The 21,719-nt window shown below is 57.5% G+C and carries 20 protein-coding genes; 17 read left to right on the top strand and 3 right to left on the bottom strand.

The window, feature by feature from the left end:
* Window positions 1-4 precede the first annotated feature (4 nt).
* From cobT to H8K03_01475, 17 genes are all read left to right on the top strand, one after another.
* The gene (cobT, locus tag H8K03_01395) at window positions 5-1,060 is read left to right on the top strand and encodes a nicotinate-nucleotide--dimethylbenzimidazole phosphoribosyltransferase (protein UVT20601.1); all 1,056 of its coding nucleotides are present in this window, start codon (window positions 5-7) and stop codon (window positions 1,058-1,060) included.
* Window positions 1,057-1,821, top strand: a complete 765-nt coding sequence (locus H8K03_01400) for an adenosylcobinamide-GDP ribazoletransferase (GenBank protein UVT20602.1) — start codon at window positions 1,057-1,059, stop codon at window positions 1,819-1,821. Before cobT ends, H8K03_01400 begins: the two co-directional genes overlap by 4 nt.
* Window positions 1,818-2,774 (top strand): cobalamin biosynthesis protein CobD, encoded by a 957-nt coding sequence (gene cobD, locus H8K03_01405; protein ID UVT20603.1) that lies wholly within the window; start codon window positions 1,818-1,820, stop codon window positions 2,772-2,774. The genes H8K03_01400 and cobD overlap by 4 nt, the downstream gene beginning before the upstream one ends.
* Window positions 2,762-3,877, top strand: a complete 1,116-nt coding sequence (locus H8K03_01410; protein UVT20604.1) for a threonine-phosphate decarboxylase — start codon at window positions 2,762-2,764, stop codon at window positions 3,875-3,877. Before cobD ends, H8K03_01410 begins: the two co-directional genes overlap by 13 nt.
* The gene (locus tag H8K03_01415) at window positions 3,874-4,590 is read left to right on the top strand and encodes an adenosylcobinamide amidohydrolase (GenBank protein ID UVT20605.1); all 717 of its coding nucleotides are present in this window, start codon (window positions 3,874-3,876) and stop codon (window positions 4,588-4,590) included. The genes H8K03_01410 and H8K03_01415 overlap by 4 nt, the downstream gene beginning before the upstream one ends.
* Window positions 4,587-6,128 carry a cobyric acid synthase gene (locus H8K03_01420; GenBank protein UVT20606.1) on the top strand — a complete coding sequence of 514 codons (1,542 nt, stop codon included), beginning with the start codon at window positions 4,587-4,589 and terminating at the stop codon, window positions 6,126-6,128. The genes H8K03_01415 and H8K03_01420 overlap by 4 nt, the downstream gene beginning before the upstream one ends.
* 316 nt (window positions 6,129-6,444) lie before the next feature.
* On the top strand, window positions 6,445-6,807 hold the full coding sequence (locus tag H8K03_01425) for a response regulator (GenBank protein ID UVT20607.1): 363 nt from the start codon (window positions 6,445-6,447) through the stop codon (window positions 6,805-6,807).
* Between the two features lie 15 nt (window positions 6,808-6,822).
* Window positions 6,823-7,413 carry a purine-binding chemotaxis protein CheW gene (locus H8K03_01430; GenBank protein UVT20608.1) on the top strand — a complete coding sequence of 197 codons (591 nt, stop codon included), beginning with the start codon at window positions 6,823-6,825 and terminating at the stop codon, window positions 7,411-7,413.
* Window positions 7,414-7,427: 14 nt separating this feature from the next.
* Window positions 7,428-9,317 carry a methyl-accepting chemotaxis protein gene (locus H8K03_01435; protein ID UVT20609.1) on the top strand — a complete coding sequence of 630 codons (1,890 nt, stop codon included), beginning with the start codon at window positions 7,428-7,430 and terminating at the stop codon, window positions 9,315-9,317.
* A gap of 52 nt (window positions 9,318-9,369) precedes the next feature.
* Window positions 9,370-12,705 (top strand): Hpt domain-containing protein, encoded by a 3,336-nt coding sequence (locus H8K03_01440; protein ID UVT20610.1) that lies wholly within the window; start codon window positions 9,370-9,372, stop codon window positions 12,703-12,705.
* 70 nt (window positions 12,706-12,775) lie between these two features.
* Window positions 12,776-13,228: a chemotaxis protein CheW gene (locus H8K03_01445; protein ID UVT20611.1), complete on the top strand. Its 453-nt coding sequence runs from the start codon at window positions 12,776-12,778 to the stop codon at window positions 13,226-13,228.
* Window positions 13,229-13,302: 74 nt separating this feature from the next.
* A complete protein-coding gene (locus H8K03_01450; GenBank protein ID UVT20612.1) occupies window positions 13,303-13,749 on the top strand; it encodes a chemotaxis protein CheW in 447 nt (148 codons plus the stop codon).
* Between the two features lie 39 nt (window positions 13,750-13,788).
* Window positions 13,789-15,078, top strand: a complete 1,290-nt coding sequence (locus H8K03_01455; protein UVT20613.1) for a response regulator — start codon at window positions 13,789-13,791, stop codon at window positions 15,076-15,078.
* Between the two features lie 54 nt (window positions 15,079-15,132).
* A complete protein-coding gene (locus H8K03_01460; protein UVT20614.1) occupies window positions 15,133-16,071 on the top strand; it encodes a hypothetical protein in 939 nt (312 codons plus the stop codon).
* A 60-nt stretch (window positions 16,072-16,131) separates the two neighbouring features.
* Complete coding sequence (locus H8K03_01465; GenBank protein UVT20615.1) at window positions 16,132-17,010, top strand: AAA family ATPase; 879 nt, start codon at window positions 16,132-16,134, stop codon at window positions 17,008-17,010.
* Window positions 17,011-17,024: 14 nt separating this feature from the next.
* The gene (locus H8K03_01470) at window positions 17,025-18,044 is read left to right on the top strand and encodes an HD domain-containing protein (protein UVT20616.1); all 1,020 of its coding nucleotides are present in this window, start codon (window positions 17,025-17,027) and stop codon (window positions 18,042-18,044) included.
* A gap of 183 nt (window positions 18,045-18,227) precedes the next feature.
* Complete coding sequence (locus tag H8K03_01475) at window positions 18,228-18,752, top strand: hypothetical protein (protein UVT20617.1); 525 nt, start codon at window positions 18,228-18,230, stop codon at window positions 18,750-18,752.
* A 10-nt stretch (window positions 18,753-18,762) separates the two neighbouring features.
* Here the strand turns inward: H8K03_01475 and lpxD are convergent, their stop codons facing one another.
* The 3 genes from lpxD to fabF all read right to left on the bottom strand — a co-directional run bounded on the left by lpxD (window position 18,763) and on the right by fabF (window position 21,665).
* The gene (lpxD, locus tag H8K03_01480; GenBank protein ID UVT20618.1) at window positions 18,763-19,863 is read right to left on the bottom strand and encodes a UDP-3-O-(3-hydroxymyristoyl)glucosamine N-acyltransferase; all 1,101 of its coding nucleotides are present in this window, start codon (window positions 19,861-19,863) and stop codon (window positions 18,763-18,765) included.
* Window positions 19,860-20,330, bottom strand: coding sequence for an acyl carrier protein (locus tag H8K03_01485; protein UVT20619.1), 471 nt, complete (start codon window positions 20,328-20,330; stop codon window positions 19,860-19,862). Before H8K03_01485 ends, lpxD begins: the two co-directional genes overlap by 4 nt.
* Before the next feature lie 78 nt (window positions 20,331-20,408).
* Entirely contained in the window at window positions 20,409-21,665 is a 1,257-nt protein-coding gene (gene fabF / locus H8K03_01490) for a beta-ketoacyl-ACP synthase II (GenBank protein ID UVT20620.1), read from the bottom strand.
* Window positions 21,666-21,719 lie beyond the last annotated feature (54 nt).

The following is a 21,719-nucleotide window of genomic DNA, read 5'->3' on the forward strand; positions in this document are numbered from 1 at the left end:
TGTCATGAAACTAGTTGATGTAGTGGACAAAATTGAAGTGCCGGACGAGCAGATGGCCCGACAGGCTCAGGCTCGGCTCGATCGTTTGACCAAGCCGATAGGAAGTCTCGGCCGTCTGGAGGAACTGGCCGTGCGGTATGCCATGATTGTCGGCGAAGTAAAGCCAAGCGTGCCGAAAGGTGTCGTCTTCACGTTTGCCGCGGACCATGGGATTGCCCGTGAAGGTGTCAGCGCCTATCCTCAAGAGGTCACACCGCAGATGGTGCTGAATTTCTTGCGCGGCGGCGCAGGGGTCAATGTGTTGGCGCGGCATGCCGGAATTGAAGTCCGTGTCGTCGATATCGGTGTCGCCTACGAATTCGGCTCGATACCCGGGCTGATCCACAAAAAGATCATGCCGGGAACCAATAGCTTTCTTACCGGACCGGCGATGAGCCGAGAGCAGGCGGAGCAGGCCATTGCGGTCGGCATTCAGCTCGCGATTGACGCAGCCCACCAGGGAATCGGAATGATCGGAACCGGTGAAATGGGAATCGGCAACACCACGGCCAGCACTGCGATCACGGCCGTGATGACCGGGCGGCCGGTGGAGGAGGTGGCTGGGCGCGGAACGGGAATCGACGATGCGGGCTATCGGCACAAGGTGTCGATCATCAAGGAGGCGCTCTCCTTTCACCATCTTGATTCGAGTGACGCATTGGAAGTTCTTTCGAAAGTAGGCGGACTCGAAATCGCCGGACTCGTCGGCCTCATTCTTGGATCGGCTTCGGTGAGAGTGCCGGTCGTACTGGATGGATTCATTGCCGGAGCCGCCGCGCTGATCGCGGCTCGTCTACAGCCCAAGTGTCTTGGTTACATGATTGCATCCCATCGATCTGCGGAGCGCGGGCATCAGGTATTGCTCGACCATCTCGGATTGAAGCCGCTGCTGGATCTGGATCTACGGCTGGGTGAGGGGACCGGCGCTTGTTTGGCCATGAATCTGATGTGCGCCGCCATCAAGATCATGACGGAAATGGCAACGTTCGGCGAGGCAGGTGTGTCGGAGCGCCGAGCATGACAACTTTCGTTCGGCCTTTTCTATTCGCTTGGCATTTCTTGACCGCGGTTCCGCTGAGTCGTCGTCATCATGAGCCGACCGCAACGGAGCTGGCTGCGTCAATGGCGTGGTATTCCACCGTGGGTCTCATGATCGGTGGCGCGCTGGCGTTGGCGGACGCGGTACTGGCCAAACTGTTTGCCATGGAGGTCGTGAACGTATTGGTGATCGTGCTGCTCGTCGCGATAACTCGTGGATTACATCAAGACGGATTGGCGGATACGCTTGACGGTCTTGCCGGCGGCCGAACGCCGGCCGATCGTTTATCTATCATGCGTGATCCGAGGATCGGTGCGATTGGCGCGACTGGTCTTTTCTTGTCGTTGATTCTCCGTTATGCGGCCTTGGCGGGGCTTCCGTCGTCACTCCGTATTCCAGCTCTCGTTTGCATGCCGGCCTTGGGCCGTTGGGCCATGGTCACCTTAGCATGGCTCTCTCCCTACGCAAGAACAGAAGGCGGATTGGCCGCTCCATTCCTCGTGCATTTGTCCTGGTTTCACGTGTTGGGATCGACCGTCGTCCTGGCCGTCGCGCTTGTTCTAGGCCTAGGCGCCCCTGCAACGATGATGGCGTTAATCGGATGCTGTGTCGTCATCGTTGCCATTCAGGCCAGCTGTCGGGCTTTGTTCGGTGGCATCACGGGCGATACTCTGGGCGCCACGAATGAAGTCGTCGAGATCCTCTTCTTGCTCTTTCTCCCACTGTTGCTTGTCCTATCATGACCGGCGGCGAATTGCTGCTCGCAGCGAGCATCGATGCCGTGGCGGGAGATCCTCGGTGGTTTCCACATCCCGTTCGTGGCATGGGGGCAGTGATTGCGTGGTACGACAGGTCTGTCAGAAAGATCTGTCGGAATCCGTATGCACTCCGCACAGGCGGTCTGCTGCTGGCGCTCGGGTTGCCGGCGTCTGTATTTTTCTTCACCCGCGAACTCATTGCGCTGACCGACCAGGTGACCTGGTGGCTGGGAAGCCTGGTGTCGGTCGGGCTTGCATGGACGACGCTGGCGGGGCGCGATCTGTGGAATCATGTGTCGGCGGTAAGGGGACAACTGGAGCAGGGCAATCTCACCGAGGCTCGTCGAGCTGTCAGCCAAATCGTTGGTCGGGATACTGACCAACTCTCAGAGGAGGAGATTGTTCGTGCGTCGATTGAAACCGTGGCGGAAAGCACGAGCGATGGAATTATCGCACCGTTGTTCTATCTGATGATGGGAGGCGCTCCGCTGGCTCTTGCGTACAAGGCCGTGAATACATTGGATTCGATGATCGGCCACAAAGACGAACGGTACGTCGATTTTGGCTGGGCCTCCGCCCGGCTCGATGACATTGCCAACTGGATTCCAGCCCGCCTGTCCGCCGTCCTTCTTCTCCTTGCGGCTGGCTTAGTCACGGGTCAGGGTGATCGCGTGAGGGCCGGGTGGCGTGCGCTTTGCCGTGACGGCGGCAAGCACCCAAGTCCGAACAGCGGACAACCGGAGGCGGCGATGGCCGGGTCCTTGGGAGTTCAACTGGGAGGAGTCAATTACTACGGGGGAGTACCAGATGAACGACCTGTCATCGGAATACCTGGACGTCGGCCTCTGGTGAAGGACCTCGTGATCGCATCTCGTATCATGATCGTCGCGTGTCTCTTGGGCGTGATTCTGACGGTAGGAACGGTATGGCTCGTCTGAAAAGTCCAATCCATGGCGGCAATGTTTACGCGGCGTCGCGTGAACTTGGCCATGACATCACGAAACTCATCGACTTCAGCGCCAGTATCAACCCGTTAGGTCCTTCGCCGCATGTCTGGCGCGCAATCGTCAACGCTCGCCATCTGTTACGTCACTATCCCGACCCGGATTGTTGGGATCTCCGCCAGACACTGGCCAGATACTGGCAAACAACTCCGGAACGGATCGTGATGGGAAATGGATCGACGGAATTGATCGATGCGCTTCCTCGCGCACTCAGCATTCGTCATCTCCTGATTGCGCAGCCCACTTTCTCGGAATATGCCGCATCGATGGCGCGAGCCGGAGGGTGTGTGGATGCTGTCTATGCGAAGCGTCGGGAGCAATACGCGCAACCGATCGATGCCTTGTGTCGTGTCATGGAGAAACGGCGGAGCACATCCAAGACCGTCGACGGAGTCATGCTCTGCAATCCCAATAGTCCAAGCGGGCAAACCTGTTCCATCGATGATGTCCGGCGGTTGGCACGTATTGCGCAGCGCCGAGGGATTTGGTTGGTCATAGACGAAGCATTTGCCGATTATTGCCCGGAGCGATCATTTCTTCCAGAGGCCGCTTCGTGGCCTCGTGTCGTCATCTTGCGCAGCATCACCAAGTTTTACGCCTTGCCCGGACTGCGGATTGGATATGCGGTGGCTGCGCCTTCAGTGATTCAATCCTTCCGTAAGCAGATTTCGACGTGGTCCGTGAATGCGATGGGACAAGTGGCTGCGCTCGCCGCGGTAAATGACCGGGCTCACGCGCGAAAGAGCGTTCGGTTCATGACGAGAGAACGGAAACGGTTCAGAAACCTGCTTGCCGCCCTGCCCGGCTGTTCAGTGATGCCGACGTATGCCAACTATTTCCTTGTGGAATTACCACGTGGATGGCGGTCACGTGAAATGGCCGAACCGTTGCGGGTCGAAGGGCTCTTGGTTCGCGACTGTTCTGTTATTCCAGGAATGAACTCCCGTTCCATTCGCGTTGCCGTGCGCTCTCGACAAGAGAATGACCGGCTCATCCAAGCCTTGTCGAAGCTGCTTCACCAAGAAAAGTTGCGATGAAGGGAACTTCGACACGCGTCCGTACCCAATATCAAGTGATTGGCCCCACACTCGTGATCAGTCTCGGAGGCCGAAGGCGTGTGCTGTCGTCTGCCCCGCAAGGTGGAGGGTTCAGTCCGGCTTCCCACATTCTCAACCATCAAGTTGAAACGAGGCCCGGTTCGAATGGGCCCTTTCCTGATCCGGCGCGCTATCTGCGAAAGTTGGCCACTCAACTTGGGGTTGCTCCGGGAACGATCGGGTTGATGACTGCAGTACCGATGACGCAATTAGTCATGGCTCGAGCTGCAGCGGGGCGGCTCTGGGTGGAATGTTTTGCCACCGTTGGAGTGACGAATGCAGTTCGGGCCGGGGACTGGCCGCTGCGCCGCATTCATCGAAGGGAAACATCCAGACCCGGAACGATCAATCTCATCATCGTCACGAACGGGAGTCTTTCAGGCGCTGCTATGGTCGGCGCGGTGCAGGTTGCCACCGAGGCCAAGACGGGTGTCCTGCGCGATCATGGGGTGCCGACGTGGGAGGGCCGGTCCGGTGCGACCGGGACCGGCACGGATGCGGTCGTGATTGCGTGTCAGGCGCGCGGGCTAGGACCTCCGCATATGTATAGTGGCACTCACACGATCATGGGTGTGCTGGTCGGGCGAGTGGTGGCTGATTGCGTCTCTCGCGGTTTAGCCAAGGCAAAGCAGTGGCAAAGGAACCATCGATGAAGGCACGCGCTCTCGCGGTGCTCGGTACAGGGTCAGATGTGGGCAAAAGCCTGATCACGGCCGGCCTGTGCCGATTGCTGTATCGGACCGGTGCGCGTGTCGCGCCGTTCAAAGCCCAAAACATGTCGTTGAATTCGTTCGTCACTCCCGCCGGCTCTGAAATCGGAAGAGCTCAAGCGTTGCAGGCGGAGGCCTGCGGGATTCCGCCCCATGTCGATATGAACCCGATTCTCCTCAAGCCGGAGTTCGACGACTGCTCGCAGGTCGTCGTGCTTGGAAAAGTGTTCGCGAAGCAGAAGGCATCGTCGTATTTCGAGGGTCGGCGGACGCTCTGGACTGTCGTTGAAGAGAGTTATGCTCGGTTGGCGAGCCGATACGAAGCGATCGTGATTGAAGGCGCGGGCAGCGCGGCGGAAGTCAATCTCCGGGAGCGCGATCTGGTCAATTGGCCTGTCGTGAAGTTGGCTGATGCCAAAGTGCTCCTGGTGGCGGATATCGATCGGGGCGGGGTATTTGCTCAAGTGCTTGGAACATTGGATCTGTTGGAGGCAGAGGAGCGCGCGAGAGTCTGCGGGGTTATTATCAACAAATTCCGTGGCGACGCGACGTTATTCGACGATGGCGTGCAATTCTTGGAGTCCCGAGGCGGGATCCCGGTGTTGGGTGTGGTCCCGTTTCTTCGTGATCTCGTGCTCGATCAAGAAGATAGTCTTGACCTCGTCCGTCATGGAGCAACCAATTTTTCGACTGACCGGATCAACATCGCGGTGATTTTGTTGCCGCACATGAGCAACTTTACTGATTTCAATGCGTTGGCGGCCGAGGGGGATGTTGCGTTGAAGTATGCCGCTTCGCCATCGAATCTCATCGATGCGGACGTGGTGATCATTCCAGGGAGCAAGAATACGTTGGCGGACTTGTCTTTCTTGCAAAAGAAAGGCTATGGGTCAGCACTCGATGATCATGTGCATGGTCGGCGAGAACTGATCGGTATCTGCGGTGGCTATCAGATGCTTGGCCGACAGATATCGGATCCTCATGAAGTTGAACAGGGCGGTACGAGTTATGGACTGGGCTACCTGAATACGGAGACGGAGCTCACGCAGACCAAGCGGACCGCGCAAGTGGAAGCTCACCCGACGCACGCCCTTGTGGGTGATCATAATGTGGTCCGCGGGTATCACATTCACATGGGCGTCACGCTGCGCGGAAATGAAAGTCCGTGTTTTAGAGTCAGCCGATATGTAGCATCGAATGGGGAGACTCAATCATCGCCCGCTCCGAAGGAGGAAGTATTCGATGGAGCGATCCGGAATGATGGCCTTGTGTGGGGCACGTACATCCACGGTGTATTTGATGAATCTGGGTTTCGCCGAGCCTGGCTCAATCGTGCTCGCACGAGAAAAGGGCTTCCTCCACTTGAAGAATTCACGTCAGCGGTTGTGACGGATCGACTAGCCGGAGAACTTGATCGGTGGGCTGATCATTTGTCCCATCACCTCGATGTGTCTCGCCTCGGCGAATATTTTCACCCATAAATGCCTCTGCTCGACAAGGCATCCTGCCTATCATCCATGTAGTTGATTATCACTACGTTTTTACTGATTTAGGCATCAATATCGGCTTCAATTTTCGCATGGAGCGATGCCGATATTCAGCGTTTTCTTGCCATCCATCAACAAGTCGTTACACTGCATGGGACAGCATGATTCGACGATGTGGGGATGAGAAAACGTGCCTTGGGTACGAGCGATGAGGCAGGTGCAGGCAATGGATTGATCTGCGCGATCAGTGTGGTGAGGCCGATGCGCTGAGAACAGCCTGAGAGTCCATTGAAAGGAGAGGAAAGGCGTTATGAGCAAAATCGTGGTCGTCGATGATTCATATGCAGAACTGCAGCTTATCGAGTCATATCTCAAGGCTGCCCACCATACCGTCCTGTCGTTCTCAACCGCAGACGGTTTGGAAGATAAGATCGCCTCTGAGAAGCCGGACCTCATTGTCTTGGACGTGGTGATGCCGGGTCGGAACGGATTTCAGGCGTGCCGGGATTTGAAGAATGATGCTCGATTCAAGAACATCCCGATCGTGCTGTGCACCTCGAAGGGACAGGAAAGCGATAAATTCTGGGGGCAGCAACAAGGAGCCAACGGTCACGTCGTAAAACCCTTCAAATCGGAAGACCTTCTGCAGGCGGTGAAGCTAGCGCTTGGCTGAGTGAGCTGATGATGCATGGGCCGGGAGACGATGGATCCACTCTGTAACTTACCCCAGCTTAGCCCAGACGCAACACTGGAGCAGGCAAGATCGACAGGTACCTTGAGAGTCTGCCTGATCACACTGGGAGGAAGAAGCTTTGCCATAGACCTAGGCCACGTTCGTGAAGTCTTCAAACTTGAGTCGATCACGCCGGTGCCCGGCATGCCCGCAACGCTGGTTGGCGTCGCCAATCTACGCGGGACCATTATCCCCCTGGCCGATTTACGGTCGACTTTGGGTACATCTATTATGGCGGACGTCCAAAAATATGCGGTGATCGTACGACATGGCGCTCAACAAGTCGGTATCCTGATCGACGAGGTGCCCGAAATCCGCACCATCGATATTGACGACCTGTCGTCCCCATCGGTCCGTGATGCGGCTGTCGATCATCCGTTTCTTTCCAGGTTGTTCAAAGCCGAAAACAACGTGAGGGGCATGCTGGAAGTGTCGCGATTGCTGGCCTCGGTGGAGGAAGTGAGCGGCGACGCTCGTGTGTCCGTGCACGGTAAGCATGACGGGAGCGATGGCGCGACCGGCACCGGATCGTATCTCGGTCGGTGAGGAGGAGGGAAGTCATGGCGAAGCAAGGTAGGGCACGGAAGTGGTCGATCATGGCATGGTTCAAGAACCTGAGAACCTTGCCCAAGCTCCTGATTGGGTTCTCTGTGATTATTATGGGCATGATGGGAATCGGTCTGATCGGCTTGTTGGGGCTCGATCGGCTGAAAGGCGAACTGCGGTCCATCTATGATGAATCAACGGTGGGAGTTTCCAATGCCGCCGTCAGCAGCACCAATCTCAGCCTCTACCACAATGCGCTCTTGAGCGTCGCACATCAAACGCAGAAGGTCGATTTTGACGAGGCGATCCTCCCGCTCACTGAATTGAAGAGGAGGACTCTTAGACCTCTTGAGACCTACCGACCATCCGCCACGCACGAGACTTTGGACGGCCGTCGTGACGGGCAGGAGTTGGACGTTCTCCTGTTCACCTTGAGAGAGTATTTTGCCGCCGCTGAAAGTGCGGTCGGGGCCTTCAACGACAGTTTTGATCCTTCCCTCACGAATGAGCAAAAGCAGTCGATGCGAGAGTTGGGCAACACAGTGCTGTCCAGCGAAGTGGCCTTTTGGCATGGCCGCGCGATATGGCGTTTCCAATGGCTGACGGGACTCATTCAGGACCTTGCGCGGGAATTGAACAACCGTGGACAGGAAGCGGCTGCCTATCTGAGCAACGTGATGTTGGGGGGAGCCATTTTAGCTCTGGTCTTGGCCATCACCATCGGGTACTTCCTGGCCCGCAGTATCGTCAAAGACATCATTCATGTGGCCGATGTCGCCACACAGGCGGCCGCAGGAAATCTTCAGGCTCGAGCAAGGCTTGAAAGCGACGATGAAGTGGGCCATATGGCCAAGGCATTCAACATCATGTTGGATCGGATCACGGCTCTGGTGTCGACGGAAGAAGAGCGGGATATGATGCAAAAGCGTCTGGTGCAATTCCTGGTACTCGTGTCCGATGTCGGAAAGGGAGACTTGACCAAGCGAGGTGAGGTGACGGCGGACATGTTCGGTAACTTGGCCGACGGCTTCAACCTGATGATCCAGCGGTTCGCGCAATTGATGAAGCAAGTGAGAGAATCGGCCGAGCGTGTGAACCGATCCGCCGGAGCGTTGCGTGACAATGCCGGGCAGATGGCCGGAACCGCCAAGCATCAAGCCGATGAGTCGATGAAGACGCTCGGCGCGGTGGAACAGCTGACCGTTTCGATGCGCCAAGTGGCGGAAACGGCGGAGGCCTCATCCGAATCGGCCCGCCAGGTTTTGAAAGCCACTGAAAACGGAGGCATTGCGGTGCAGGAAACCGTGCAGGATATGCAGCGCATTCGATCGGCGGTTCAACGCATGTCGAAGCAGGTCAAAGCCCTGGGAGATCGGTCGCTGGAAATTTCGCAAATCGTGTCGACCATCCGAGACATCGCGAATCAGACCAACCTGTTGGCGCTGAATGCCGCCATTGAGGCTGCCGGTGCCGGGGAAGCGGGCGCCCGTTTCGCGGTTGTCGCCGATCAGGTCCGGAAACTCGCCGAAAGTTCGACCCAGGCGACACGCGAAGTCGCTGATCTGGTCAAGGTGATTCAGAGCGAGACGCAACATGCCGTCGTGTCGATGGAACACGAAACCCAGGCGGTGGAAGCCGGATCGGCTTCCGCTCTCCGAACCGGAGATGTGTTTAAGGAAATTTCGACGATCGCCCAACGATCTGCGGAACTTGCCCAAAGTATCGCATCGGCCGCAGCCAATCAAACGGCTTCGACAGACCAGGTCGGCCGTTCGATCAAAGACTTCACCGGCGGTGCCGTGGCAACACAAAAGGCCACCGATTCAGCTCGAGCGACTGTGGAAGACATGGTGAAATTGGCCGAAAGTCTGACGGCATCGGTATCTCAGTTCAAGCTGGTCTGAGGGTCTACGACACCGGCTGAATCAGGGAACGCCATGAGCTGAAGAGGCACCGATGAGCTCGGAGTTCGACCGGCAAAATCTCATCAGTATTTTTGTTCTGGAAGCGTCAGATGGACTGGCGGCATTAGTCAAGGCATTACATTCTCTCGCCGACGCCCTTCCCTTACCACAACAACTCACAGAGCAGTTTATCGTGGCCCACCGTATCCATGGGGCGGCTGCCTTGTATGGGTACAGCGGAGTCGCACAGTTGGCCAAGCGTCTGGAGATGCTGCTGGAACAAGCAACCGGCATCCCGCCTGACCAATGGTCACGGGCGGTGGATGTGATGCGGAACCTTACGCAAAGCATTCAAACCATTGTACGGTCCATCGATCAAGGCGGCGGCGAAGATCTGGAGACGGTGAAACGATGCCTGGAATCGAGTGAAGGCCTGGTGGAGGAAGCCGACGGCACGGCATCGTCCGTGAGTCAGGAATATGTGCTGCCCGCGCTGGATCCCGAGATGATGTCGTACTTTATTCCCGAAGCGGAAGGGTATCTCGAGACGATCGACGAGCTGATACGGGTTCTGCGAACCGAACCGGAGAATGAAGACGCGATTTACCGACTCTTTCGCGCCGTCCATACCCTCAAGGGGTCGGCGTATACCATAAGTTTTCAGGTCATCGGAGATGTGGCCCATCCGATGGAGAACGGCATGATCGCGATCCGGGAGAAGCGCCTTCAGTTACAAGGCCAGCTTCTCGAAACCATAACACAGGCTGCCGGCACGATCCGCCTGATTCTTCAACGTGACCTCGCGAATGTGCCGCGACTTCAACACGAAGTGCCCCGTCTGATCCATGTGCTCATCCAAATGTGCGAACGTGCGGGGACAGCGGTTCCGGCGGAAGCGGTCACACTCGACAGAAGTTCCGGTGTCCCCATCGCCGATCAGGACAAGCTGTCAATTGAACTACGGACTTCCACGCAGGATCTTCCCGACGCGTATTTGATCCCCGATTTGGACCCAGAAATCATCTCGTACTTTGTGCCGGAAGCGCAAGAGTACCTGGAAATGCTGGAAGCCAATCTCTTGCGATTGGACAAAGACCCACAGAACGGGGAACTGATCAACCAAGTGTTCAGGACCGCTCATACGTTGAAAGGCTCCGCGTACACCGTCGGCTTTCAGTCGATCGGGGACCTCACCCATCACGTCGAAGACTTCATGGGCTCTGTTCGGGATGAGCGCCTCAAAGTGTTGCCGGGGCATACGGATTTGATGCTTCGCTCGATCGACGTTGTCCGGGTGCTGATGCGGAGAGACCACAACACCGTGTCTCGGACTCGGCAACGATTCGACGAGGCGCGGTCGGAATTGAAACGACTGGGACAAGATGCCGTCAACGAAACGGCATCCGCACGTCCGCCGGAACACGCGCCCGACTTAGCCGGAAGACATCAGGAAGAAGCGGGAGAACATCACGGGCAGGGCAAACCATTCGAGACCAGATCCGCTGAAGACCGCGAGGTCATCCGGGTCAGCTACGCTCGGTTGGAACGATTGATGAACCTCGTCGGCGAACTGGTCATTGGGCGCGGCCGCTTGGAGCAACGGTTGCGTGTGTTGGAGCAACTGTCCCAGCAAGTCCTGATATTCAAGACTCGGTTGGCGGACTCGGTCCAATCGTTTTCCGACAAACACATGTTTACCTACCAGGAAGCGCCGAGCCATTCGCCCGAAGCTTCCGGCCAAGGGTTTCAAGGACTCGGGGATTTTGGAAGTCTCGAGCTTGACAAGTACGACGATTTCAATATCTTGGCCCGCCGGATTGGAGAGGTCACCGCCGATATCAGCGAGTCGATGTCGCAGCTGAACGGATCCATCCGGACAGCGCATGACGACATGAGCCAACTCCAGCAACTGACGCTGCTGATGAGGGACGAAATCGCGCACGCCCGTATGGTTCCGATCGGCACTCCTTTCACCAGGTTTCGTCGGGCGATTCGAGAGATCGCCCGCGCCTCAAACAAGGAAGTCACACTGGTCACCTCGGGCGAGCATACGGAGGTCGATACGGGAATCGTGGAACGACTCGTGGAGCCCCTCGTGCATTTGGTCCGTAACGCCGTCTATCACGGTATCGAGTCTGCCGCCGATCGAATCATGAAGGGTAAGCCCGCAGCAGGAACGGTCTACTTGCACGCCGCGCATCGCGGCAACTCCGTGATTATCGAGGTCGAGGACGATGGAGCGGGATTGGACTTGTCCAAGATTCGAGCAAAAGCCTTGAAGATGGGGCTGATCAAGGCTGCTCAATTGCAGACGATGTCAGACGCAGAAGCCCTTCAGCTGATTTTCCTTCCGGGATTTTCAACGGCCGAGAAAGTAGGCGATCAGGCAGGGCGAGGCGTTGGGCTGGATGTTGTCAAGCGGGTCATCGAAGGCATGAAGGGTCACATCGACGTCGAATCAGAGCCCGGCGTCGGTACCAAGTTTACCCTAAGCCTTCCGCTCACGCTCTTGATCGCGACAGCGTTGCTGGTTCGCGCAGGGACCGAGCGGTACGCGATTCCGTTGCCGAATATTCTGGAAGTGACCTTGCCCACTGCCGATTCCTTGCAACAGCATGACGATCGTATGCTGTTGAAGCTTGGGGATCAATCAATCGAAGTTCACCCATTGCACCATCTCTTGCGCCGGGAACGGGGCCATACGGATTGGTTGAAGCCGGTGGTGATCGTTCGAACTCCTATAGGACCTGTAGGACTGGCAGTCGATGAACTATTAGGCCGCCAAGAAATCGTCATTAAGTCGCTCGGGTCGCTGAAACCGCTGGAGTATTCGTTTTTCGGTGGCGCGACCATCGATCCGGAAGGACGTGTCATTCTTGTGATCGACCCCGCCCGCTTGTTTTCGCGCGAAGCGATCGAATCCATCGCGTTGGAGACGCTTTCCACGACCGGACTCCCGGCTGACCACGCCCCGACTCAGGAGACGGAGAGGGACGACCGGCCGGAGTCGCATGTGTTGTTGATCGATGACTCGTTGAGCATCCGCAAGTTTGTCGGGAGGATGTTGGAGTCGGCAGGATATCGGATCGACACGGCGGTCGACGGCGAAGATGGCCTCAGAAAAGCGCTGACGAACAGTTACCGGTTGATCATCACCGACCTCGAAATGCCGAAACTCAACGGATTCGAAGTCGTTCAGGCTCTGCGGAGCCGTCCCGAAACGCGGCAGACGCCGGTTGTGGTCATGACGACCAGGGCAGGCGACAAACATCACCAGATGGCGATCAACATTGGAGCCAATTCCTACATCGCCAAACCGGTGGAAGAGCGGATGTTGCTCCAGGAAGTTGAGCGGTGGGTCGGCCGCGCTCCGGCCCTCCGCAAGTAACCCTGCGCAAATATTCGTATTGATTGACGAAATGGGGCTTGTTGCAGAAAATGGGCAAGAAGGCGCCGGCATGAGTCTCCGCGAACAGGCCGCCGAAACTCCATCGCTCGCGCCTCCGTCCCGCTTGCTCATCGTGACCATGGGAGGACGATTCTTTGCGTTGGACGCGGAGTCTGTGCGAAAGCTGTTGACCGAGGATGAGACAGGAAACAGTGGAGTCCCGCAGGTCGAGGGAGTGGCGTATAGGTCGATTGATCTCGCGGATCAACTGGCATTGTCGCGTGATGGCGCCGGTGTGAACACCCGTGTCGTGCTTCTTTCCGAAAACGGATCACGGGGAAGCATTCGAGTCGCCTGCGTGCATGGACTTATGAACGTGCAACCATCACAGGTCTTGCCGCTTCCCTCACAATTCTGTGGATCGGAGCGACGCTGGTATCGAGGCATGATCTTGTTCGAGCACAGCGTAGCACTCATGCTCGATACGCGCTGGATTCTTGAAAACAAAGGGCTGGAGGCTTAGACGGATTTATCCGATAAGAGAACGACTACTCGATCACCGGCGGTGCCGGACATTTCGGTGGGTGATAACCGGTCATGCTGAGAACCAGCGGGAAACATCAACGACAAGAGGCCTCTCGTTCGTTGAATCTGTTGGTGTTCCTGATAGGTGGCCGAAGGTTGGCGATGAAGACCCAAGAAGTAGCCGGTATCTCACCATGGGAGACGAGCATTCCGGTTGCCAGCAGGACTCCATTCGTTACGGCGGTGGTTCGTCGGCATCAGGTAGTATTGCCGGTCTTCGATCTCGCCAAGCTGCTTCGGGTCTCAGTGCAGGGAAGCAGTCCCTTGTGCTTGACGGCAAAACATCCTCAAGGAGACATGGCGATCTGCATCGATGAGGAAATACCGGTTCTCCAGACGTTGGACGCTGCAGCGATTCAGGCCTATCGAGGCAAGGACGTGCCGGCCGAATGGAGTTATGCCAGCGGCCTCGACGAGATACCGATCCTCTCTGTACACCGACTTGGGGCGGTTGCGTGATGATCGGAACGGACACAGGGAAGGACAAAAGGTGCGGTCATGCCGAAGATCTTGATAGCGGACGATAGCATCGCGGTTCGGAAAGTCGCCGAACGACTGTTGACCGAGGCAGGCCTCACCGTGACCTTGGCGGCCAATGGTGAAGAAGCACTGGCCTATTTGGCTAAGGAACGGCCGGATGCAATCGTATCCGACGTCATCATGCCCGACAAAAGCGGATATGAGGTCTGCGCATTCGTTCGCGGAAACTCCAACCTGGCGGGGATTCCCGTGCTCTTGATTTCGGGTATCGTCAATGACGAAGTGACAAAACAAGCTGACGCCTGCCGGGCCGACGGTGTTCTCAAGAAGCCGTTTCAAGGGACTTCGCTGAAGGACCGCGTGCTGGAGCTGCTTTCAAAACGACAGGAATCGCCGCCGGCTGCCGTATCCCGACCTATTCCTACTCAAACGACAGCCACAGCAGAGAAGGTTCCACCTACACCCGACCAACAGCAGGAGCACGCGCGCCAAGATTCGATTCAAGTCAAGGAGATGGAAGGCCAATTACTGGCAGAACGCGCTCGATCAGAAGACCTCGCCAAACGCTTGGCCGACGCCGTTGAGCACATGACCCGTGCGAAGGCCGCCGAAGCGCAGTTGGCCGTGGAACAACAGCGTGTCAGCGAACTCGAAGCGAATCTGATGAAGCTTGAACAACAGGCGTCGAGGGTCTCCGAACTCGAAACGGCGCTGACGGCGGAGCAAGACGCGGTCGGCGCACTCAAACAGGAAGTTGTGAACTGGCAGAAGACCTCCGGTCGGATCGCGGAGCTGGAATCTGCGCTGCATGCGGAACGGGAAGCTGCAGAGCAGCTCGTACAACAATTGGGAGAGTTGGAGAAGGCGTCGAGTAGGTTGAAAGAGGTGGAGGCAAGCCTCGCACATGAAGAGCAGCAGGTAGCCGAGCTCCAACAGAAAATCAAGGATCTCGAGACTGAGCTCTCTGTGGAACGGGAGAAGGCGGCTCAGACAGCGGAACGACTGCAGGAGGTTGAATCCATCGCGACAAAAGTCCGAGAGATGGAAGAGCTTCTGACGGTGGAACGGGAGAAGGCGGCCCAGACAGCGGAACGATTGCAGGAGGTCGAGCCAATCGCGACAAAAGTCCGGGAGATGGAAGAGCTTCTCACAGTGGAACGGGATCGCAATGGCGTGCTTGTACGCCGAGTCACGGAGACGGAACAAGCCGCCGAGAATGCCACGAAGAGATTTGAAGACATGGCGCGCAAACTGGGTGAAATTGCGGGACTGGCCTCTCAACTCGGGAGTGGGAGGGGACAATCCTGAGCCAGCCAGCCGGATCCATGAGATGGCCGTGTTCTTGGTGAAGGGCGGATGTCGATGCCTGTGGAAACCGAAGATGCGTTTCAGAAAGAATTGATCGAGCTCTTCGTTCATGAGGCGCAGGAGTGGCTTCAGCAAATTCACGTAGCGCTGGATGAACTCCAACAAGCGCCCCCCACCGAGCGCCATCGCGCCTTGGCGCAGACGATCAAGGTCGGCATCACGAATCTCGGCGGATCCGCAGCCACGATTAACCTGAGTGACGTCGAACGGGCCAGTTTTTCAGCGCTTCCCTTCGTGGAAGCCGTCCAAGAGCCTTCCGAGCGAGTGTCGGCTGATGACTTTCTCGCCCTCTGCAAGCAACTGGGGCACATTCATGGAGCGCTGACTCGAGCGACCGGTGTCACGTTTGATGCGGAAACGGCACAATCGGAGGCCGAGGGCCCTGCGTCATCGATCGCGACGAAAGAGTTATTGATACTGCTCCATGGCCTTCATGAGCGATGCATGATGTCCGGGACATTCCACCGTAACCTGATTCAGACCATGATGGCTCAGGCAGAAGGGCTCATGCATCGGGGGATGGAACAGTGTAACGTGGCTTCCATACAAGAGTTCCTCGACCGTTTAGCCGAAGGGGAGCAAGGGTTCCTGCATGTCGTCCGTCAAGAATCTCCCCATCTGAACACCCTCCTTGAATTACTCAAGGAGGGCGGCTCCGCCTCCGGCCCCTCTCCCGCCGAACTGCCCCACGCGGTAGAACGTGTGGCCCAGTTATGGTCCGCAGCGCAACAAGTGAACGCCTCGCATGCGATGGCATTTTTCATGGGACTGCACAGCTTTCTCACGATCGTGCTGCAGCAACGTGTGATGGTTCCCGTAAAAAATTACGGGGCCGTCCAATTGCGACTGAATCAGAACGTGCAGAGCATTGAAGAATGGGCAGAAAGCGGACGAACCGAGCGCATGGCCATACAAAGCGTCTTGCCTCATTGAAAGAGACTCGTGCTCGCGGGTCCAGCGTGTTTCCCCGGCCGGCATGGAAAGGACGTGGACGTGCCGCTTGTTGACGTTCCTCAGGATCAGACTCTGACCCAAGGGTCGATGTACGAGCGTCATTGGCGGTTGAACCTTCGCCCGTTCGAGAATGTGCCGGATCCGAAGTTCTATGTTCCATCGGTCAAGCATGAAGCGGCTTTGGAACGCATTCTGTACGGGATTCATGCCCGCAAGGGAATCGTGATGCTGACCGGTGAGATCGGCAGTGGCAAAACGCTCGTGAGTCGCGCCGCCATTCTCCGGCTTCCACGGACGCAGTACGAGATCGGACTCGTGTCGAACCCCACGATACCGGGCAACGAATTTCTCGGCGAGATCTTATTCCAACTCGGGTTGGAGCCGAACGGGACGCGGGCGGAACAGTTGCGTCGGTTGAACGATCAGCTGCTCGCCAATTACCAGCGGGGAGCCGACACCGTGCTGGTGGTGGATGAAGCACAGGCCATCGAGCATGACCAGACGTTCGAAGAGCTTCGTCTTCTCAGCAACTTCCAGCTGAACGACCGATTCCTGATCACCCTCGTCCTCTTAGGACAGCCGGAACTCCGAAGACGGATTGCCCGCATTCCTCAGCTCGCTCAGCGGGTGACCATTCAGCACCATATTGAGTGTTTCGATCGTGCTGAGACGAAAACCTACATCGCGGCTCGCCTGGCCGCCGCCGGATGTGTGCTGCCGATATTCTCCTCGAGCGCGGTGTCATCGATCTTTCATCGCACCGGCGGAGTCTGCCGATTGATCAACTCTCTGTGCGATCTGTGTTTGTACTTTGGAAGCGTCGCGAAAGTCAGCCGGATCAGACGGGCGCTGGTGGAACGTGTCGCGGGTGAAGTGTTCTGTCGACGGGATCACGGTGATGCATGGGGGCTGTCTTGAGGAGTTGGTACCAGATGACGGACCGGGCCCTCACTGAGGCAGCAAGTGCCGTGCAGGGTCACCATGCCCTTTCGCTGCAGCGGCTGGAAGATCTCGCATCGGATGCCGTCTCCTCGCTGCAACGAAATGATGAGTTGGTGGTCGAGGCGCTTTCCGGACCATCGGGCTCGCCACTGATTACGAATCTCATGAACGTGGCCATCCTCGGGACCAAAATAGGAATAGGCCTGGGGTACTACGGAGAAGAGCTGCACCAGTTGGCGTTGGCCGGCCTCGTCCATGATATCGGATTGTTCGCCGTACCCAAATCGTTGGTCGCCAAGAGCGGCCGTTTGACACACGAAGAACGGACGCTCATTGAGCAACATCCCGAGCTCGGCTATCAGGTCATCGTCACATGCGGGCCGGCGTACCACTGGCTGGCACAGTTGACGCGTCAGGCTCACGAACGATGGAATGGGCAGGGGTATCCCAATCGACTCAAGGGAAGGCAGATCAACGAGATGGCTCAGATTTGCGGGATAGCCGACGTCTTCGATGCGTTGGTCAGCGAACGCCCGTATCGTCGCCGGTTGCTCCCGCATGAGGCCGTCAAGGAGATTCTCGTTGCCGAGCGAGAGACCTTCCCGCGCGAGATTCTCAAAGCGCTCGTCGAACAGTTGTCGGTGTATCCGCTTGGGACGACGGTCCGATTGACGACCGGAGACGTGGGGATCGTCGCCAAAGTGAATAGCCGGTATCCGCTTCGTCCCGTCGTGAAAGTTGATGAGCAGCGGGAGCACGATGAAATCGTCACCCATGAGATTGATCTGTGCCTCGCTCCGTTGATCTCGGTCGCCGAGACGCTCAATCCTCCCGCCGTCGGGCGTGTCAGATTCGGGGAGACTTCACCCAAAGGGCAGACGCCTGCGGCGACGACGGTCGTGTCCGATCAGTTCACGTCGCTGCTCGAAAGTCTCGATGCGGTCGCGTCGACGATCCAAGGGGTCGTTGAAACGCGTAAGATCGTACCTCCTCAGGATCCTGCTCGATAGCTACCCGGCCTTTCGCTTCAGCGGAGAGCTCCATACATAGCGACAATCGGTTCTGCCCCACAGTTATCCACAACGCAGATGTCGATTATACAGGGCCATCGTTCTTTACTTTGCTGGAGAGAGCCGGATCGTTATAATGCGTGGCTGGCTACCGGCGCTTTGACAGAACTGGAAGGGAATACTGTGCCGAAACTCGTCACCGTTGATCATCCGCAGCAAACCATGCAACAGGCTCAGGAATACGTGAAGACGTACATTCTGATGCCGTCCGGCCTTCTGGGGCTCATCTGTTTGATCGGGAGCGTCGGGGGGTTAGGGTACCAACTGCTCGCCACCGACAGCTATACCTGGGATACCTTTTATCAAAGCTCGGGCCTGTTTCTGTCGGGTACCGGGCTGGGCGCCGCGCAAACCCTGTATCAGCGGTACCTCTTGAAGGAATTTCCCAACGTGTTGGCCGCGCGGATGAGACAGGGGTTGAACAGACAGAAAGGGAAGGTCAAAAAAGGTTCCGAGCCTCCGGACATCGATCATCCGGGGCGGCAGTTGGTTCCGTTTGTGTATGTGCTGGGCACCGTTCTTCTGGTGGGAAGCGCCATCGCCGCATTTTCCTATGGGCGTGTGCAGATGATTCCCGCGCTCTTGATGCCATGGGCGGGGTTTTATTGGGCAAGACTGTTCTTGTGGCGGCGAGTGATCAAAATGTAAAAGTGAGCGGTCAGCGCTTCTTTGAACGAGGGGTCTTTGATCCAGAAGTCCGCTGTGAAGATCGTTTGACCTGGGTTTCAAGTTCCCCCACACGCTGTTCCAAATCCCGCACGAGTTGTTTCAACTCCGGCAGCTGAAAGATGACCCCCTGAACCTTGAGGGCTTTTTCACGCGGCATCGCTGGAATGCCTCCGACGATCTGGTTCGACTCGATACTGCGATTGACCCCGGCTTTGGCCGCGATCATCACTTGATCCCCGATGGTCAGATGATCGGAAAGCCCGGCCTGTCCACCGATCATGACATGGCGGCCGATCGTCGTGCTGCCGGCGATACCGACTTGGGCAACGAGGATGCAGTGCTCTCCCACGGTGACATTGTGGGCAATCTGGACGAGGTTGTCGACTTTGGTGCCCTGCTTCACGAGGGTTCGTCCAAACGTGGCGCGGTCGATCGTCACGTTGGCTCCGAGTTCGACATCGTCTTCGATGACGACGCCACCGAGTTGAGGAATCTTGTGATGGCGGCCCTGATGCTGGACATATCCGAATCCGTCGGCTCCGATCACGGTTCCGCTGTGCACAATCACTCGTGCGCCAAGAGAACAGCCTTCGCGAACGACGACATTGGGATAGAGGATGCAATCATCGCCGACTGTCGAGTCTGATCCGACGAACACGCCGGGATAGAGAGTCACCCGTTGGCCGATCGTGACACGGTCGCCGATGGTGACATACGGCCAGATAGACGGGTCGGCGCCGATCCTCACATCGGAGCCTTGCGTCACCTGTTCGCTGATGCCGCGGGGTGCCGGCGTGCGGACAAAGAACGTCTGCGCCACCCGGGCAAAGGCCAGCATCGGGTTGTCGACGACGACCTGAGGGACGGCAAGATCGGCCTGATGCCGATGAACCAGCAGAGCTGCCACTTGCAGGTTGGTCGCGTCCTTCGCCATTTTGTCGTTGGTCATGAACGACAAGGCATGTGGGTTGGGCTGACTCAGGCTCGTCAAGCCGAAGATCTGCGTTTGGCCGTCGCCATGGATCGAGCCTCCGACAACCTCATGGATCTGAGCGAGTGTAACCGAAGTCGGTGATTGAGGTGCGCTCATCGGGCCGCAACCTTTTTCTTTGTTCTCGCTGCGACGGCGGATGCCTTCTTCGGCTTCTTGGCGGCGGGTTTGGCGGCGGCGGGTTTGGCGGCGGATTTTGCCGTCGCCGTCTTCGCGGAGGCTGATTTGGCCGAGGTCGGCCTGCGTGAAGCGGATTTCGATTTGGCCGAGGCCGGCGCCGGTTTTGCCGACTCAGGGGCGGCGTCGGATTTCGGTTCAGCCAGCCGTCGTTGGACGTAGGCGGCCACTGAGCCGACCGTACTCAACCCCGGGAGGTCCTGATCCGGAATTTGAAGTTTGAACCGCTCTTCGATCTCAAAGAGCAGTTCGATGATGGCGACCGAGTCGAGTCCGAGGTCGTCCCGGAGATGATGAGATTCGGTAATCGTCGCGGGGTCTCGCTTGAGATAGCTGGCCAAAGCTTGAACGATTTTCTCGGTCACTGCGCGGTCGGTCGGTTCAGTCATTATGGGTACTCCTTCAGTGGAATGAGGCTCATCGTATCTGAATTCGGCGAGGGGTCGTCACGATCATTCAACCGTCTCTTATGCGACAAATTTTTTGAAGACAACCGTGGCATTGTTGCTGCCGAATCCGAATGCGTTCAAGAGCGCGTAGCGAATCTTTCGCTCTTGGACCGCGCGTCGAATGCCGTCCAATCGGCATGCGGGGTCCGGCTCTTCGTAGTTGGCTGTGGGATGGATCTGCCCGGTATGGATCGATAACGTCGTCGCCACGGCTCCAAGCGCGCCCGCCGCGCCCAGCGTGTGGCCGATGAGCGACTTGGTGGCATTCACCGAGAGCTTGTCTGCGCGACTCTTGAACAGACTCCTGATGGCTTTGGTTTCGACGGCATCACCGATCGTCGTGGACGTGGCATGGGCGTTGATATAGTCGACCTGATCCGGAGCGATGCCGGCTGATTCCAGACCGATCTTCATCGTCGTGCAGATTTCCTGGCCGTCTTCCTGGGGAATGACCATGTGATAGGCTTCGCTGGTGGCGGCGTATCCGGCGATCTCCGCGTAGACTCTCGCTTTCCGCTTCTTGGCGTGCGCCCAAGATTCGACGATCAATGTCGCGGCTCCTTCGCCCATGACGAATCCGTCGCGGCGCCGGTCGAAGGGGCGCGATGCCCGCTCCGGAGCATCGTTGAACTCACTGGAGAGGGCGCGCAAGGAGCAAAATCCGGCAAAGACCAATGGAGTGATGCTCGCATCCGCGCCGACGGCGATGACCACATCGGCCTGTCCGGTTCGAATACAGTGAAGGGCCTGACCGAGCGCATGGGCACTGGACGAACAAGCCGTTGAGATGGTGAGATTCGGCCCTTTGGCCCCATGCGCCATGGCCACGATGCCCGAGGCGGAATTCAGGGTAATGGTCGGTATGAAATTCGGGTGCACGCGGTGCGGTCGTTGGGTCTTGAAGAGCTGCGTGATTTCACGCTCTCCCATCACCATACCGCCCATTCCGGCTCCGACGATCACCCCGACACGATGAGGAGCCTCCTTCGCCATGCTGAGGTCGGCATCGGCCATTGCTTCCTTGGCGGAAACCAAGGCGAATTGAGCGTAACGATCCACACGGCTGGCTTGTGTGGGCGTCAAATACTGTTCCGGTGAAAAGTTATGGACCTGGCCCGCCACCCGAGAACGGTAGCCGGACATGGGAAACCATCCAAGGGAAGGGATCGCCGTGATTCCTGAGCGGCCCGCAAGGGCCGACTTCCAGAATTCGCTGACTCCGATTCCGAGGGGAGACACTACCCCGAGGCCGGTAATCACTACACGCGAGGGCATGGTTTTCTCTCTCCTTTAAGCACCTGAAACGCCTTTCATACCGGAAGACAGGTG

The organism is Nitrospira sp. (genome assembly GCA_024760545.1).
GTDB lineage: Bacteria > Nitrospirota > Nitrospiria > Nitrospirales > Nitrospiraceae > Nitrospira_D.